The sequence below is a fragment of the Pseudomonas sp. Tun-23181 genome (assembly GCF_057415455.1).
Genome location: NZ_CM171630.1, coordinates 3,585,815 through 3,600,825 on the forward strand (window position 1 = coordinate 3,585,815; position 15,011 = coordinate 3,600,825).

15 protein-coding genes are annotated in these 15,011 nt (G+C 61.2%); all 15 read right to left on the reverse strand.

Annotation, left to right across the window (positions count from 1 at the left end; genetic code table 11):
• Positions 1-124: 124 nt before the first annotated feature.
• Positions 125-1,492, reverse strand: coding sequence for a bifunctional UDP-N-acetylglucosamine diphosphorylase/glucosamine-1-phosphate N-acetyltransferase GlmU (gene glmU / locus ACDI39_RS17025; RefSeq protein WP_225786832.1), 1,368 nt, complete (start codon positions 1,490-1,492; stop codon positions 125-127).
• A 116-nt stretch (positions 1,493-1,608) separates the two neighbouring features.
• On the reverse strand, positions 1,609-2,034 hold the full coding sequence (locus tag ACDI39_RS17030; protein ID WP_225786833.1) for a F0F1 ATP synthase subunit epsilon: 426 nt from the start codon (positions 2,032-2,034) through the stop codon (positions 1,609-1,611).
• A gap of 44 nt (positions 2,035-2,078) precedes the next feature.
• Positions 2,079-3,455 (reverse strand): F0F1 ATP synthase subunit beta, encoded by a 1,377-nt coding sequence (atpD, locus tag ACDI39_RS17035; RefSeq protein ID WP_225786834.1) that lies wholly within the window; start codon positions 3,453-3,455, stop codon positions 2,079-2,081.
• Positions 3,456-3,482: 27 nt separating this feature from the next.
• Positions 3,483-4,343: a F0F1 ATP synthase subunit gamma gene (gene atpG / locus ACDI39_RS17040; RefSeq protein WP_225786835.1), complete on the reverse strand. Its 861-nt coding sequence runs from the start codon at positions 4,341-4,343 to the stop codon at positions 3,483-3,485.
• Positions 4,344-4,392: 49 nt separating this feature from the next.
• Positions 4,393-5,937 (reverse strand): F0F1 ATP synthase subunit alpha, encoded by a 1,545-nt coding sequence (gene atpA / locus ACDI39_RS17045; RefSeq protein WP_253080400.1) that lies wholly within the window; start codon positions 5,935-5,937, stop codon positions 4,393-4,395.
• A 21-nt stretch (positions 5,938-5,958) separates the two neighbouring features.
• Positions 5,959-6,495, reverse strand: coding sequence for a F0F1 ATP synthase subunit delta (locus ACDI39_RS17050; RefSeq protein ID WP_225786837.1), 537 nt, complete (start codon positions 6,493-6,495; stop codon positions 5,959-5,961).
• A gap of 12 nt (positions 6,496-6,507) precedes the next feature.
• Positions 6,508-6,978, reverse strand: coding sequence for a F0F1 ATP synthase subunit B (locus tag ACDI39_RS17055; protein WP_225786838.1), 471 nt, complete (start codon positions 6,976-6,978; stop codon positions 6,508-6,510).
• Between the two features lie 57 nt (positions 6,979-7,035).
• Positions 7,036-7,293, reverse strand: coding sequence for a F0F1 ATP synthase subunit C (gene atpE, locus ACDI39_RS17060; RefSeq protein ID WP_003097235.1), 258 nt, complete (start codon positions 7,291-7,293; stop codon positions 7,036-7,038).
• Between the two features lie 143 nt (positions 7,294-7,436).
• On the reverse strand, positions 7,437-8,306 hold the full coding sequence (gene atpB / locus ACDI39_RS17065; RefSeq protein WP_225786839.1) for a F0F1 ATP synthase subunit A: 870 nt from the start codon (positions 8,304-8,306) through the stop codon (positions 7,437-7,439).
• A gap of 16 nt (positions 8,307-8,322) precedes the next feature.
• A complete protein-coding gene (locus ACDI39_RS17070) occupies positions 8,323-8,730 on the reverse strand; it encodes a F0F1 ATP synthase subunit I (RefSeq protein WP_084855261.1) in 408 nt (135 codons plus the stop codon).
• Between the two features lie 149 nt (positions 8,731-8,879).
• Positions 8,880-9,752 carry a ParB/RepB/Spo0J family partition protein gene (locus ACDI39_RS17075; RefSeq protein ID WP_253080402.1) on the reverse strand — a complete coding sequence of 291 codons (873 nt, stop codon included), beginning with the start codon at positions 9,750-9,752 and terminating at the stop codon, positions 8,880-8,882.
• A gap of 9 nt (positions 9,753-9,761) precedes the next feature.
• Positions 9,762-10,553 (reverse strand): ParA family protein, encoded by a 792-nt coding sequence (locus ACDI39_RS17080; protein ID WP_253080403.1) that lies wholly within the window; start codon positions 10,551-10,553, stop codon positions 9,762-9,764.
• Positions 10,554-10,571: 18 nt separating this feature from the next.
• Complete coding sequence (gene rsmG, locus ACDI39_RS17085) at positions 10,572-11,222, reverse strand: 16S rRNA (guanine(527)-N(7))-methyltransferase RsmG (RefSeq protein ID WP_225786842.1); 651 nt, start codon at positions 11,220-11,222, stop codon at positions 10,572-10,574.
• A complete protein-coding gene (mnmG, locus tag ACDI39_RS17090; RefSeq protein ID WP_225786843.1) occupies positions 11,219-13,111 on the reverse strand; it encodes a tRNA uridine-5-carboxymethylaminomethyl(34) synthesis enzyme MnmG in 1,893 nt (630 codons plus the stop codon). The genes rsmG and mnmG overlap by 4 nt, the downstream gene beginning before the upstream one ends.
• A gap of 511 nt (positions 13,112-13,622) precedes the next feature.
• Positions 13,623-14,993: a tRNA uridine-5-carboxymethylaminomethyl(34) synthesis GTPase MnmE gene (gene mnmE / locus ACDI39_RS17095; protein WP_253080404.1), complete on the reverse strand. Its 1,371-nt coding sequence runs from the start codon at positions 14,991-14,993 to the stop codon at positions 13,623-13,625.
• Positions 14,994-15,011: the final 18 nt, after the last annotated feature.

Consider the following 15,011-nt stretch of genomic DNA (forward strand, 5'->3'; position numbering starts at 1 on the left):
ATCATTTGCGATTGGCTCGGAGCCTGTGTGGGAGCGGGCTTGCCCGCGAAGCGGTCGAAAGGCCAACAAAAAACCGACTTATTCACATAAGTCGGCTTTGCATTGAGGCGCCTGTGGATAACTGTCAGTTCTTCTTGATCTTCTCCGGCCGCTTCCAGCCTTCGATATTACGCTGTCGTGCACGGGCCACAGCCAGCTGCCCGGCCTCGACAGCCTGGGTGATGGTGGAACCCGCGGCAGTCGTGGCGCCATCCTTGATTTCCACAGGTGCCACCAGCGAGTTGTTCGAACCGATGAACACATCCTCGCCCATGACCGTCTTGAACTTGTTGGCACCGTCGTAGTTGCAGGTGATGGTGCCGGCACCGATGTTGGTGCGCGCACCGACCTCGGCATCGCCCAGGTAGGTCAGGTGGCCGGCCTTGGCGCCCTCGCCCAGGTGTGCGTTCTTCAGCTCGACGAAGTTACCCACGTGGGCCTTGGCTTCCAGCACGCTGCCCGGACGCAGGCGGGCGAACGGGCCGGCATCGCTGCCCTCGCCCAGCACGGCACCTTCGATGTGGCTGTTGGCCTTGACCACCACGCCCTTGCGCAGGGTGCTGTCCTTGATCACGCAGTTAGGGCCGATCTGCACATCGTCCTCGATCACCACCTTGCCTTCGAGGATCACGTTGATGTCGATCAGCACGTCGCGGCCGACCGTCACCTCACCGCGTACATCGAAACGTGCCGGATCGCGCAGGGTCACGCCCTGAGCCATCAGGCGTCGGCCTTCGCGCAACTGGTAATGGCGCTCGAGCTCGGAAAGCTGGCGGCGATCGTTGGCCCCCTGCACTTCCATCGGGTCATGGGGCTGCTCGGTGGCGACCACCAGCCCGTCGCCTACGGCCATGGCGATCACGTCGGTCAGGTAATACTCACCCTGGGCGTTGTCGTTGGACAACCGCCCCAGCCAGTCGGCCAGGCGTGCGGCAGGCACGGCGAGGATGCCGGTATTGCCTTCCTTGATCGCCTTCTGCGCTTCGCTGGCATCCTTGTGCTCGACGATCGCTGCCACCTGGCCCTGGCCGTCGCGCACGATGCGGCCATAGCCGGTCGGGTCGTCGAGGTTGACGGTGAGCAACCCCAGTTGCGTGTCGCTGACCTTGGCCAGCAGGCGCTGCAGGGTATCGACCTCGATCAGCGGCACATCGCCGTAGAGCACCAGCACCGTCTCGGCACTCAGCGCCGGCAGGGCCTGCGCCACGGCGTGGCCAGTACCGAGCTGCTTGTCCTGCATGACGAAGTTCAGGTCGTCGGCGGCCAGGCGCTCTCGCACCTGCTCGGCACCGTGGCCGATGACCACATGGATGCCCTTGGGCTGCAGCTGGCGTGCGCTGTGGATAACATGGCCAAGCATGGAATTGCCAGCGACGGGGTGCAGTACCTTGGGCAACGCCGAACGCATGCGAGTCCCTTGGCCTGCGGCGAGAATAACGATATCGAGAGACATTGACTGGCTACCAATCCTGGGCGGTCAGTGACATGACCGGCTTTGTGGGGTGACGAAAAAAGAAAAAGGGTAGCCGATGGCTACCCTTTTTCTCAATCTGCCTGAAGCCTGCGGTATCAGCCGCCGAACTTCTTGCGGATCTGCTGGACGGTGCGCAGCTGGGCTGCGGCCTCGGCCAGGCGTGCGGCGGCGGCACTGTAGTCGAAATCCGCGCCTTTTTCATGCAGGGCCTTCTCAGCAGCCTTGACGGCTTCCTGAGCGGAGGCTTCGTCCAGGTCGGCGGCACGTTGCACGGTATCGGCGAGTACCTTGACCATGTTCGGCTGCACTTCGAGGAAACCACCGGAGATGTAGAACACCTCGCGATCGCCACCCTGCTTGGTCAGCGTGATCGGACCTGGCTTCAGATTGGTGATCAGCGGCGCGTGGCCTGGAGCGATACCCAGATCGCCCAGGTTGCCGTGCGCAACCACCATCTCGACCAGACCGGAGAAGATCTCTCCTTCCGCGCTGACGATATCGCAATGGACTGTCATAGCCATCTGCTTGCCTCAACCTGATTAGCGCCCCTTGCGGGGCGCCGGGATTACAGTTTCTTGGCTTTCTCGATCGCTTCGTCGATGCTGCCGACCATGTAGAACGCTTGTTCTGGCAGGTGGTCGTAGTCACCTTTGAGGATGCCGCTGAAGCCAGCGATGGTGTCTTTCAGGGAAACGTACTTGCCTGGCGAGCCGGTGAAGACCTCGGCCACGAAGAACGGCTGCGACAGGAAGCGCTGGATCTTACGAGCACGGGCTACCAGTTGCTTGTCGCTCTCGGACAGTTCGTCCATACCCAGGATCGCGATGATGTCCTTCAGCTCCTTGTAGCGCTGCAGAACATACTGAACGCCACGAGCGGTCTCGTAGTGCTCGTTGCCGATCACGTTCGGGTCCAGCTGACGGGAAGTCGAGTCCAGTGGGTCGACCGCCGGGTAGATACCCAGGGAGGCGATGTCACGGGACAGTACGACGGTGGCGTCAAGGTGGGCGAAGGTGGTCGCCGGCGACGGGTCGGTCAGGTCGTCCGCAGGTACGTATACGGCCTGGATCGAGGTGATCGAGCCTTCCTTGGTGGAGGTGATGCGCTCCTGCAGAACGCCCATCTCTTCGGCCAGGGTCGGCTGGTAACCTACTGCCGAAGGCATACGGCCCAGCAGTGCGGATACTTCGGTACCGGCCAGGGTGTAACGGTAGATGTTGTCGACGAACAGCAGAACGTCGTTACCTTCGTCACGGAACTTCTCGGCCATGGTCAGGCCGGTCAGGGCAACGCGCAGACGGTTTCCTGGTGGCTCGTTCATCTGGCCGTAGACCAGGGCAACCTTGTCCAGAACGTTGGAGTCCTTCATCTCGTGGTAGAAGTCGTTACCCTCACGAGTACGCTCACCCACACCGGCGAACACGGAATAACCGCTGTGCTCGATGGCGATGTTACGGATCAGTTCCATCATGTTGACGGTCTTGCCGACGCCGGCACCACCGAACAGGCCAACCTTACCGCCCTTGGCGAACGGGCAGACCAGGTCGATTACCTTGATGCCGGTTTCCAGCAGGTCGTTGCCGCCTGCCTGGTCAGCGAAGGAAGGCGCGGCGCGGTGGATACCCCAGCGCTCTTCTTCGCCGATCGGGCCGGCTTCGTCGATCGGGTTGCCCAGGACGTCCATGATACGGCCCAGGGTCGCCTTGCCGACCGGTACGGAGATGGCGGCGCCGGTGTCGACGACATCCAGACCGCGCTTCAGACCTTCGGTCGAGCCCATCGCAATGGTACGAACCACGCCGTCGCCCAGCTGCTGCTGGACTTCCAGGGTGGTTTCCGCGCCTTGTACTTTCAGCGCGTTGTAGACACTCGGCACGACGTCGCGTGGGAATTCCACGTCGATGACGGCGCCGATGATTTGAACGATACGTCCGCTACTCATAGCTGGATCCTCTGAATATTTGAACCGTTAAACCGCGGCAGCGCCGCCGACGATTTCCGAGATCTCCTGGGTGATCGCAGCCTGACGCGCCTTGTTGTAGATCAGCTGGAGGTCGCTGATCAGGTTACCGGCGTTGTCTGTGGCGTTCTTCATGGCGATCATCCGGGCAGCCTGCTCGGCTGCGTTGTTCTCGACCACCGCCTGGTAGACCTGCGACTCCACGTAACGCACCATCAGGCCGTCCAGCAGCTCCTTGGCGTCGGGTTCGTAGAGGTAGTCCCAGTGGTGCTTGAGCTCCTGATCCGGGGTTGCCACCAACGGTACCAACTGCTCGACCGTCGGTTGTTGCGTCATGGTATTGATGAACTTGTTCGACACCACGGAGAGGCGATCGATGCGGCCGTCCAGGTAGGCGTCCAGCATGACCTTGACGGAGCCGATCAGATCGTTGATCGATGGCTCTTCGCCCAGGTGGCTGATCGCGGCTACGACGTTGCCGCCGAAGTTGCGGAAGAATGCCGCACCCTTGCTACCGATCACGCACAGGTCGATTTCGACGCCCTGCTCGCGGTTGGCGGTCATGTCCTTGACCAGGGCCTTGAACAGGTTGGTGTTCAAGCCACCGCACAGACCACGGTCACTGCTCACCACGATATAGCCGACGCGCTTGATGTCGCGCTCGACCATGAACGGGTGGCGGTATTCCGGGTTGGCGTTGGCCAGATGACCGATCACCTGGCGGATACGCTCCGCATAGGGACGGCTAGCAGCCATGCGCAGTTGTGCCTTGCGCATCTTGCTGACCGCCACTTTCTCCATGGCGCTGGTAATTTTTTGCGTGCTTTTGATGCTCGCAATCTTACTGCGAATCTCTTTTGCGCCTGCCATGTATCACCTATCAGGTTAGCAAGCGGGGGCCAGAAGCCCCCGCTGCGGCTTACCAGGTCTGGGTGGCCTTGAACTTCTCGATACCAGCCTTGATGCCAGCGTCGATTTCGTCGTTGAAGTCACCCTTCACGTTGATCTTGGCCATCAGGTCGGCGTGATCACGGTTGAAGTAGGCGATCAGCGCTTGCTCGAAGCTGCCGATCTTGGCGATTTCGACGTCGGTCAGGAAGCCACGCTCAGCGGCGTACAGCGACAGCGCCATGTCCGCGATGGACATCGGAGCGTACTGCTTCTGCTTCATCAGCTCGGTAACGCGCTGACCATGCTCCAGCTGCTTGCGGGTCGCTTCGTCCAGGTCCGATGCGAACTGGGCGAATGCAGCCAGTTCACGATACTGGGCCAGGGCGGTACGGATACCACCGGACAGCTTCTTGATGATCTTGGTCTGAGCGGCACCACCTACACGGGATACCGAAACACCGGCGTTCACTGCAGGACGGATGCCCGAGTTGAACATGGCCGATTCCAGGAAGATCTGACCGTCGGTGATGGAGATCACGTTGGTCGGAACGAACGCGGAAACGTCGCCAGCCTGGGTTTCGATGATCGGCAGGGCGGTCAGGGAACCGGTCTTGCCAGTGACTGCGCCGTTGGTGAACTTCTCGACGTATTCTTCGGAAACGCGCGAAGCACGCTCCAGCAGACGGGAGTGGAGATAGAACACGTCGCCCGGGTACGCTTCGCGTCCTGGCGGACGGCGCAGCAGCAGGGAGATCTGACGGTAGGCAACGGCCTGCTTGGACAGGTCATCGTATACGATCAGCGCGTCTTCGCCGCGGTCACGGAAGTATTCGCCCATGGTGCAGCCGGCGTACGGGGCCAGGAACTGCAGCGCGGCGGATTCCGAAGCACTGGCGGCAACCACGATGGTGTTGGCCAGGGCGCCGTTTTCTTCCAGCTTGCGCACGACGTTGGCGATGGTCGACTGCTTCTGGCCAACGGCCACGTAGACGCAGAAGATGCCGCTGTCTTTCTGGTTGATGATCGCGTCGACCGCCATGGCGGTCTTGCCGATCTGACGGTCACCGATGATCAGCTCACGCTGGCCACGGCCAACCGGGATCATGGCGTCGACCGATTTGTAGCCAGTCTGGACAGGCTGGTCTACCGATTTACGCCAGATAACGCCCGGTGCGACCTTCTCGACCGCATCGGTCTCGGTGTTGTTCAGCGGACCTTTGCCATCGATCGGATTGCCCAGCGCGTCGACGACGCGACCCAGCAGTTCCTTGCCGACCGGCACTTCCAGGATGCGACCGGTGCACTTGGCGCTCATGCCTTCGGCCAGGGTGGTGTACGCCCCCAGGACAACGGCACCGACGGAGTCCTGCTCCAGGTTCAGTGCCATGCCATAGACGCCGCCCGGGAACTCGATCATTTCGCCGTACATGGCGTCGGCCAGGCCGTGGATCCGCACGATACCGTCGGAAACGCTGACAACGGTACCTTCGTTGCGGGCTTGGGAGCCGACATCGAGCTTCTCGATGCGACCCTTGATGATTTCACTAATTTCGGAAGGATTGAGTTGCTGCATTGCTCTGCTGCCCCTTCAAACTCAAGATTTCAATGCTTCGGCCAGTTTCGCGATCTTGCCGCGAACCGAGCCATCGATTACCAGGTCGCCGGCGCGGATGACGACGCCGCCGATCAGGCTGGCATCCTCCGACGCGTGCAGGCGTACTTCCCGGCTGAGCCGTGCACTGAGAACCTTGGCGAGTTTGTCTTGCTGTTCTTGGTTCAACGCAAAAGCACTGGTGACTTCCACGTCCACGGATTTCTCTTGCTCGGCCTTGTACAGCTCGAACAATTCCGAAATCTCCGGCAACAGCAGGAGACGTTCGTTTTCCGCGGCAACATGAATGAAATTCTGTGCCTGAGCGTCGAACTTGTCACCGCACACTTCAATGAATGCGGCGGCCTTTTCTGCGCTTGTCAGTCGCGGGGCCTTGAGCAGGCGCTGCATGGTGTCGTCTTGCGACACCGCAGCAGCCAGGCCGAGCATGGCTGACCAATTGGCCAGTTGCTGATGGGCCTGGGCATGCTCAAAGGCAGCCTTAGCGTAAGGTCGGGCCAACGTGGTCAGTTCTGCCATGATCGCCCTCGCTTAAATTTCAGCGGCCAGTTTGTCAACCAGCTCCGCATGCGCGTTTTGATCGATTGTGGCGCCAAGGATCTTTTCAGCACCGCCGACAGCCAGGGCACCCACTTGGGCACGCAGGGCGTCCTTGACGCTGTTGAGTTCCTGTTCGATCTCGGCTTGAGCCTGAGCCTTCACACGGTCAGCTTCGACGCGGGCCTGATCACGGGCTTCCTCGACAAGCTGAGCAGCGCGCTTCTTGGCCTGCTCAATGATTTCGGCTGCCTGTGCCTTCGCTTCACGCAGTTGCTGACCCGCTTTTTCTTGGGCCAGCTCCAGGTCGCGAGCTGCGCGGTTGGCAGCGTCCAAGCCGTCGGCAATCTTCTTCTGGCGTTCCTGCAGGGCGTTGATGACCGGAGGCCATACGAACTTCATGCAGAACAGCACAAAAATCAAGAAAGCAACGGATTGGCCAATCAGGGTTGCATTAATGTTCACGCCAACACCTCGCTCGGTCTTTGTCCATCACACCAATCAACTCGTGGCAACGAGTGATTAGCCGGCGATCTGACCAACGAAGGGGTTTGCGAAGGTGAAGAACAGAGCGATACCAACACCGATCATGGTAACGGCGTCGAGCAGACCGGCGACGATGAACATCTTGACCTGCAGCATCGGGACCATCTCAGGCTGACGAGCAGCACCTTCCAGGAACTTGCCGCCCAGCAGGCCGAAACCAATGGCGGTGCCCAGAGCACCCAGACCGATCAGCAGAGCAACAGCGATAGCGGTAAGACCAACTACAGTTTCCATCTTTCCTCCCGACTTTTACGTCGTATTGGTTAGGTTTTTAGTTTGAAGCGGTAAAACAAATCGTTTGGTACAACTGCCCTTGCGGACTTTTTCAGCCCTCCCCCCAAACGGGCAGGGAAGGCTATCAGACACGCCAGGCGGTCTTAATGGTTATCTTCGTGAGCCATCGACAGGTAGACGATGGTGAGCATCATGAAGATGAAGGCTTGCAGGGTGATGATCAGGATGTGGAACACGGCCCACGCCCACTGCAGCACCACACCCAGGCCGCTGAGCCAGAGGATGCCGGCGCCGAACATCACGGCGATCAGGATGAACACCAGCTCGCCGGCATACATGTTGCCGAACAGACGCAGTGCCAGGGAGATCGGCTTGGCGATCAGGGTGACGAATTCCAGCAGGAAGTTCACCGGGATCAGCAGGATCTGGACGAAGATGTTCTTGCTACCGAACGGATGCAGGGTCAGCTCGCCGATGAAGCCGCCCAGGCCCTTGACCTTGATGCTGTAGAAGATGATCAGGGCGAACACGCAGAAGGCCATGGCCAGGGTCGCGTTCGGGTCGGTGGTCGATACGGCACGGAACGGGATGTGCGGATCGCCCGAGAACAGGATCGCCAGCTGCGGGATCCAGTCGACCGGTACCAGGTCGATGGCGTTCATCAGGAACACCCAGACGAAGATGGTCAGCGCCAGCGGGGCGATCACCGGGCTACGGCCGTGGAAGGAGTCCTTCACGCTGCCGTTGACGAAGTCCACCAGCACTTCGACGAAGTTCTGCAGGCCGCCAGGCTGGCCGGAAGTGGCCTTCTTGGCCGCCATGCGGAAGATGAACAGGAAGATCAGACCCAGCGCGACGGACCAACCCAGGGTGTCCAGGTGGAACGCCCAGAAGCCCATTGCCTTGGCTTCCGCAGCCGAATGGGCGAAGCCCCAGCTGCCGTCTGGTAGTTGACCGTAGGTCAGGTTCTGCAAGTGGTGCTGGATATAGCCCGAAGCGGTTTCTGCTGCCATGGTTGCCTCAAACGCCCTAAGGTCTCGAAAGTCTTTTATTCATCAGCAGGGGCGCGAACCAGCTGACCAGTAGGGTCAGCAGGAAGACGCCGAATACTGCTAGCGGCGCCAATGGCTTCACTCCTGCGAAGGTCAGTGCGAACAGCACTGCCGTCAAAATCAATTTGCCTGCCTCGCCTGCGTAGAACGACTTGACGATGGCCTGCGCTGCCCGGGCCCCGCTATAGCGAAAAGCCTTCCAGGCGAAATACACATTGGGCAGCCAGGCAATCAGACCTCCACAGAGGCCGGAATATCCACTGACCGCGCCTTGCCACTGCCACAACACCAGCGTTGCCAGCAGAAACACGATACATTGAGCCAGCAGTACCGGAAAAACCGCCCAGCGATGGAAAGGCAAGCGGTTTGGCGTGCGGATTTCCATCACAACTGCTCCTCGAAAGTCGACTGTCAAGTCAGCAACGACTTGGCATAATTTGTGCCGACAAAATGCGCGCAGAGTATAGGGGTGGATTAACCCCTATTCAACTATTGGGTAGTGATTTCCGACTGCGCGCTACAACGGGAATTGTTTCAGCGGATGTGAGCAAGGACGCCCTGCAACTCATCTAGCGAGTTGTAGCGAATTACCAACTGGCCCTTGCCCTTGTTGCCGTGACGGATCTGCACCGCCGAGCCCAGGCGCTCTGCGAGACGCTGTTCAAGGCGTGCGATATCCGGGTCAGGTTTGGCCGGTTCCACCGGGTCGGATTTTCCATTGAGCCACTGGCGCACCAGTGCCTCGGTTTGGCGCACGGTGAGGCCGCGTGCGACAACATGTCGCGCCCCCTCTTCCTGGCGATCTTCCTCAAGGCCCAGCAGTGCACGCGCATGCCCCATTTCCAGGTCGCCATGGGCCAGCATGGTCTTGATCGCTTCCGGCAGCGAGATCAGGCGCAGCAGGTTGGCCACGGTCACCCGCGACTTGCCCACGGCATCGGCCACCTGCTGCTGGGTCAGTTCGAACTCCTGCTGCAGGCGCTGCAGCGCCAGGGCCTCTTCCAGCGGGTTGAGGTCTTCGCGCTGAATGTTCTCGATCAGCGCCATGGCGATGGCGGCTTCGTCCGGCACCTCGCGGACCATGGCCGGGATGGTGTCCAGGCCGGCTTGCTGGGTGGCGCGCCAGCGACGTTCGCCGGCGATGATCTCGTAGCGGTTCTCGCCGATCGGACGGACCACGATCGGTTGCATCACGCCCTGGTTGCGAATCGAGTGCGCCAGTTCCTCCAGCGCTTCGGGGTCCATGTCGCGGCGCGGCTGATACTTGCCACGCTGGATCAGTTCGACCGGCAGGTGTTGCAGTTCCTTCTGGTCGATCTTCACCGCCTGCTCTTCGAGCACGGTGACGGAAGGACCACTGAGCAGTGCATCCAACCCACGTCCGAGACCCCGTTTCTTGATGGCCATGCGGATTCCTTAAGTTGTTTGTGCAGTGCGTGATTGACGGCGTTGACGGCGCACCAGTTCCCCAGCCAGGGCCAGATAGGCCAGCGCGCCACGCGATTGCTTGTCGTACGCCAGGGCCGGCATGCCGAAACTCGGCGCCTCGGCCAGGCGGATGTTACGCGGGATGACCGTGTCGTACAGGCGGTCGCCGAAGTGTTCCTTGAGTTGGGCCGAGACATCGTTGTTCAGGCTCAGGCGCGGATCGTACATGGTCCGCAGCAGGCCTTCGATCTTCAGCTCCGGATTCAGCCGGGCAGCGATGCGCTTGATGTTATCCACAAGGTCGCTGAGACCTTCCAGTGCGTAGTACTCGCACTGCATCGGGATGATCACGCCATCGGAGGCGACCAAAGCGTTGAGGGTGAGCATCGACAGCGAGGGCGGGCAGTCGATGAGGATGAAGTCGTAGTTGTCGCGGATCGGCGCCAGCGCGTTGCGCAGGCGGCTCTCCTTCATCTGCATCTCCAGCAGCACCACTTCCGCGGCGGTCAGGTCGCGGTTGGCCGGCAGCAACTGGAAGCCACCGTGCTCGGAGTAGTGCATGGCCTGGGCCAGGTCGCATTCCCCGATCAGCAGGTCATAGACCGAATGTTCCAGGACGTGCTTGTCCACGCCACTGCCCATGGTGGCGTTGCCCTGTGGATCGAGGTCGATCAGCAGCACACGACGCTTGGTCGCGGCCAGCGATGCGGCGAGATTGATGCAGGTGGTGGTCTTGCCCACACCACCTTTCTGGTTCGCGATTGCGAATACCTTAGCCATTGTTGCGTGTGTTCCCAGTCATGCCTTGCGGCGCAGTATCAGCAGATGGCGCTGGCCCTGGCAACCCGGAACGGTCAGGGCCTGCTCGCTTTCCACTGTGAAGTCTGCGGGCAATGCTACCAGTTCATCGGCAGGATGCAGCCCCTTCATTGCAAGCCATTGCGTCCGTGCGTCGCCCAGGTGGCGTGTCCAGTTGGTGAAATTCTCCATGCTGCTGAACGCTCGCGAGACGATCCCGCAGAACGGCTGCGCAGGCTGGAACTCCTCGACCCGGCTGTGGATAACCTGCAGGTTGTCCAGTTTCAGTTCCATCTTCACCTGGGTGAGGAAGCGGGTTTTCTTGCCGTTGCTGTCGAGCAACGTCACTTGCTTGTGCGGATGCAGGATGGCCAGCGGGATGCCGGGCATGCCGCCGCCGCTGCCGACATCCAGCCAGCTTTGCGTGTCGCTGTGGATAAACGGCATGACGCTGAGGCTGTCGAGCAGGTGGCGCGACACCATCTCGTCTGGATCACGCACCGCGGTGAGGTTATAGGCTTTGTTCCACTTGATCAGCAGGGCCAGGTAGCCCAGCAGCTGTTCGTGCTGCTGCGGGCTCAGCTCGACACCGAGCTGGCGCGCACCTGTGGACAACTCTTCTGCGTGTTGCGGGGTGACCAGGGCACTCAAGCGCTTTGCTCCAATTCGCGGCCTGCGCCGCGTTTCTTCAGGTGAATCAGCAACAGGGAAATGGCCGCCGGGGTCACGCCTGGGATGCGCGAGGCCTGGCCCAGGGTCTGCGGACGGGTCTGGCTGAGCTTGCCCTGGATCTCCTTGGACAGGCCGGCGATCGAAGCGTAGTCGATATCCACAGGCAGGCGGGTGTCCTCGCTGGCGCGCAGACGGGCGATCTCGTCCTGCTGGCGATCGATGTAGCCGGCGTACTTGGTCTTGATCTCGACCTGCTCGGCCACCTGTGGATCGATGGATTCACCACCGGTCGCCTCCACCAGGCCAGCGTAGTCCACCTCGGGGCGGGCCAGCAGGCTGAGCAGGTTGTACTCATGACTCAATGGCGTGCCGAACTTGTCCACAACCGCCTGGCCTTCGGGTGTGCCCGGGCGCACCCAGGTCGACTTCAGCCGCTGTTCCTCGCGTTCGATGCCTTCGCGCTTGGCGCAGAACGCCGCCCAGCGGGCGTCGTCGATCAGGCCCAGCTCGCGGCCTTTCTCGGTCAGGCGTAGGTCGGCATTGTCCTCGCGCAGGATCAGCCGGTATTCGGCGCGCGAGGTGAACATGCGGTACGGCTCCTGGGTACCGAGGGTGATCAGGTCGTCGACCAGCACACCGATGTAGGCCTCGTCGCGGCGTGGGCACCAACTGTCACGACCCTGGGCACGCAACGCAGCGTTGGTCCCCGCCAGCAGGCCCTGGGCACCGGCCTCTTCGTAGCCGGTGGTGCCGTTGATCTGGCCGGCGAAGAACAGGCCTCCGATGACCTTGGTCTCCAGGCTGTACTTCAGGTCGCGTGGGTCGAAGTAGTCGTACTCGATGGCGTAGCCCGGGCGAACGATGTGCGCATTCTCCATGCCACGGATCGAGCGGACGATCTCCAGCTGCACATCGAACGGCAGCGACGTGGAGATGCCGTTGGGGTACAGCTCATGGGTGGTCAGGCCTTCCGGCTCGATGAACACCTGGTGGCTTTCCTTGTCGGCGAAGCGATGGATCTTGTCTTCGATCGACGGGCAATAGCGTGGGCCAACGCCTTCGATCACGCCCGAGTACATCGGCGAACGGTCGAGGTTCGAGGCGATGATCTCGTGGGTACGGGCGTTGGTGTGGGTGATCCAGCAGCTGACCTGGCGTGGATGCATCTGGGCCTTGCCCATGAAGGACATCACCGGGATCGGCGTGTCGCCTGGCTGCTCGGTCATTACCGAGAAATCCACAGAGCGGCCATCGATACGCGGTGGTGTGCCGGTCTTCAGGCGACCGACACGCAGCGGCAGTTCACGCAGGCGGTGGGCCAGGGCGATCGCGGGCGGATCGCCGGCGCGACCACCGGAATAGTTCTGCAGGCCGATGTGGATAAGTCCACCGAGAAAGGTGCCGGTGGTCAGTACCACGGAGTCGGCGAAGAAGCGCAGACCCATCTGGGTGACCACGCCCTTGACCTGGTCCTGCTCGACGATCAGGTCATCGCACGACTGCTGGAATATCCACAGGTTCGGCTGGTTTTCCAGGACCTCGCGGACCACGGCCTTGTAGATGGCGCGGTCGGCCTGGGCACGGGTCGCACGTACGGCCGGGCCTTTGCGGTTGTTCAGGATACGGAACTGGATGCCGCTCTTGTCGGTGGCCAGCGCCATGGCGCCGCCGAGCGCATCGATTTCCTTGACCAGGTGGCTCTTGCCGATACCACCGATGGCCGGGTTGCAGCTCATGTGACCGAGGGTTTCCACGTTATGGGTCAGCAGCAGGGTTTTCACACCCATGCGTGCGGACGCAAGCGCAGCCTCGGTACCGGCATGGCCGCCGCCGATGACGATCACTTCAAAACGGGAAGGGAAATCCACCACGCACCTCGTGCCTGTTTTGCGAATAGAAAAGGTAAGCGGACAAGTATAGGGACTTCCCCCCTCCTAAAGAAACCTTTTGCGCAAATTTTGACCAGGCTGTGGATGAGTGGTGAGCAAAAGAAAACAAAGAGGAAAAATTTAAAAAAGCTTTGTTTTTATGTTTATTCTTAGCCCCCTGCCTGCCTGTGGATAAGCTTCTGTAGGCCTTTCATATCGCCGCCTTGAGGATTTTATAACCCTGTGCCTCAGTGACCCTGAGGGCTCTGGATAACGCCATTTAACCTGTGGATTAAAATGCGTGTTACCCACAGGTGGATTTGTCCTCAGCCAAAACGCCCTGTTATCAACGGCGCTGAGGGCGAGTTTTCCACAGAGCTCAGGCGAGCGAATACGCACCTGTTGATGACTTCTGGTGTCAGGGAATGGAGATAAGGTCAGGGATTGGTCGCCGTACCTGCGGGAGCGGCGTTGTGTCGCGATGGGGCGCAGGGCGCCCCAGAAGAGGACGTTACTTGCCGATGCAGAAGCTGGAGAAGATGCGCCCCAGCAGATCGTCGGAGCTGAACGCCCCGGTGATTTCCCCCAGCGCCTGCTGGGCCTGGCGCAGGTCTTCGGCCAGCAGTTCGCCGGCTCCCGCCAAGGTCAATTGCGCACGGCCATGTTCGAGATGGTCGCTTGCCTGGCGCAGTGCCTCCAGGTGACGCCGGCGAGCGCTGAAACTGCTCTCTGCGGTCTGTTCGTAACCCATGCAGGCCTTGAGGTGTTCCCGCAGCAGCTCCAGCCCCACGTCGTCGCCCTTGGCGCTGAGCGTGAGGGTGACGTGGCCGTCCTCGCTCTGCTCCATGGCCACCGCCTCGCCGCTCAGGTCTGCTTTGTTGCGGATGAGAGTGACCTTGGCCGGATCGGGTCGCAAGTCGAGGAACTCCGGCCACAGCGCAAACGGGTCGCTGGCTTCCGGTGCGGTGGAGTCCACCACCAGCAGGACGCGATCAGCCTCGCCAATGGCCTTGAGTGCACGCTCCACACCGATCTTTTCCACATGATCGTCGGTATCGCGCAGGCCGGCGGTGTCCACCACGTGCAGCGGCATGCCGTCGATGTGGATATGTTCGCGCAGGATATCCCGCGTGGTGCCGGCGATATCCGTGACGATGGCCGCCTCCCGGCCTGCCAAGCGGTTGAGCAGGCTGGATTTGCCGGCATTGGGCCGGCCGGCGATGACCACGGTCATGCCATCGCGCAGCAGGGCGCCCTGCCCGGCCTCGCGCTGCACTGTGGACAACTCGCTGCGCACCGCATCGAGCATGGACAACACATGGCCATCGGCGAGGAAGTCGATCTCTTCCTCAGGGAAGTCGATAGCCGCTTCGACGTAGATCCGCAGCGCGATCAAGGCTTCGGTGAGGTTATGCACACGCTTGGAGAATTCCCCCTGCAGCGAACGTAGGGCATTGCGCGCAGCCTGGGTCGAGCTGGCCTCGATGAGGTCGGCGATCGCTTCGGCCTGGGCCAGGTCGAGCTTGTCGTTGAGAAATGCCCGCTCGCTGAACTCGCCCGGCCGCGCCAGGCGGCAACCCAGTTGCAGGCAGCGCTGCAGCAGCATGTCCATGACCACTGGCCCGCCATGCCCCTGCAGTTCCAGGACGTCTTCGCCGGTGAACGAATTCGGCCCGGGGAAGAACAAGGCGATGCCTTCGTCCAGCACCAGGCCCTGGTCATCGCGGAACGGGCCGTAGTGGGCATGGCGTGGCGTCAGGGAGAGGCCGGTAATGGCCTGCCCCGCCTGGCTGGCCAACGGGCCGGACAGCCTGACGATGCCAACGCCTCCGCGCCCCTGGGCGGTGGCGATGGCTGCGATGGTTTCACGCACAGTGTTCATGCTCGAAAACCTCTACGA

Coding starts and splice junctions, on each gene's coding strand:
- ACDI39_RS17075 (WP_253080402.1), bottom strand. CDS start 9,752: ATGGCCATCAAGAAACGGGGTCTCGGACGTGGGTTGGATGCACTGCTC.
- ACDI39_RS17030 (WP_225786833.1), bottom strand. CDS start 2,034: ATGGCTATGACAGTCCATTGCGATATCGTCAGCGCGGAAGGAGAGATC.
- glmU (WP_225786832.1), bottom strand. CDS start 1,492: ATGTCTCTCGATATCGTTATTCTCGCCGCAGGCCAAGGGACTCGCATG.
- ACDI39_RS17050 (WP_225786837.1), bottom strand. CDS start 6,495: ATGGCAGAACTGACCACGTTGGCCCGACCTTACGCTAAGGCTGCCTTT.
- mnmE (WP_253080404.1), bottom strand. CDS start 14,993: ATGAACACTGTGCGTGAAACCATCGCAGCCATCGCCACCGCCCAGGGG.
- ACDI39_RS17070 (WP_084855261.1), bottom strand. CDS start 8,730: ATGGAAATCCGCACGCCAAACCGCTTGCCTTTCCATCGCTGGGCGGTT.
- ACDI39_RS17080 (WP_253080403.1), bottom strand. CDS start 10,553: ATGGCTAAGGTATTCGCAATCGCGAACCAGAAAGGTGGTGTGGGCAAG.
- atpE (WP_003097235.1), bottom strand. CDS start 7,293: ATGGAAACTGTAGTTGGTCTTACCGCTATCGCTGTTGCTCTGCTGATC.
- atpD (WP_225786834.1), bottom strand. CDS start 3,455: ATGAGTAGCGGACGTATCGTTCAAATCATCGGCGCCGTCATCGACGTG.
- atpA (WP_253080400.1), bottom strand. CDS start 5,937: ATGCAGCAACTCAATCCTTCCGAAATTAGTGAAATCATCAAGGGTCGC.
- atpG (WP_225786835.1), bottom strand. CDS start 4,343: ATGGCAGGCGCAAAAGAGATTCGCAGTAAGATTGCGAGCATCAAAAGC.
- atpB (WP_225786839.1), bottom strand. CDS start 8,306: ATGGCAGCAGAAACCGCTTCGGGCTATATCCAGCACCACTTGCAGAAC.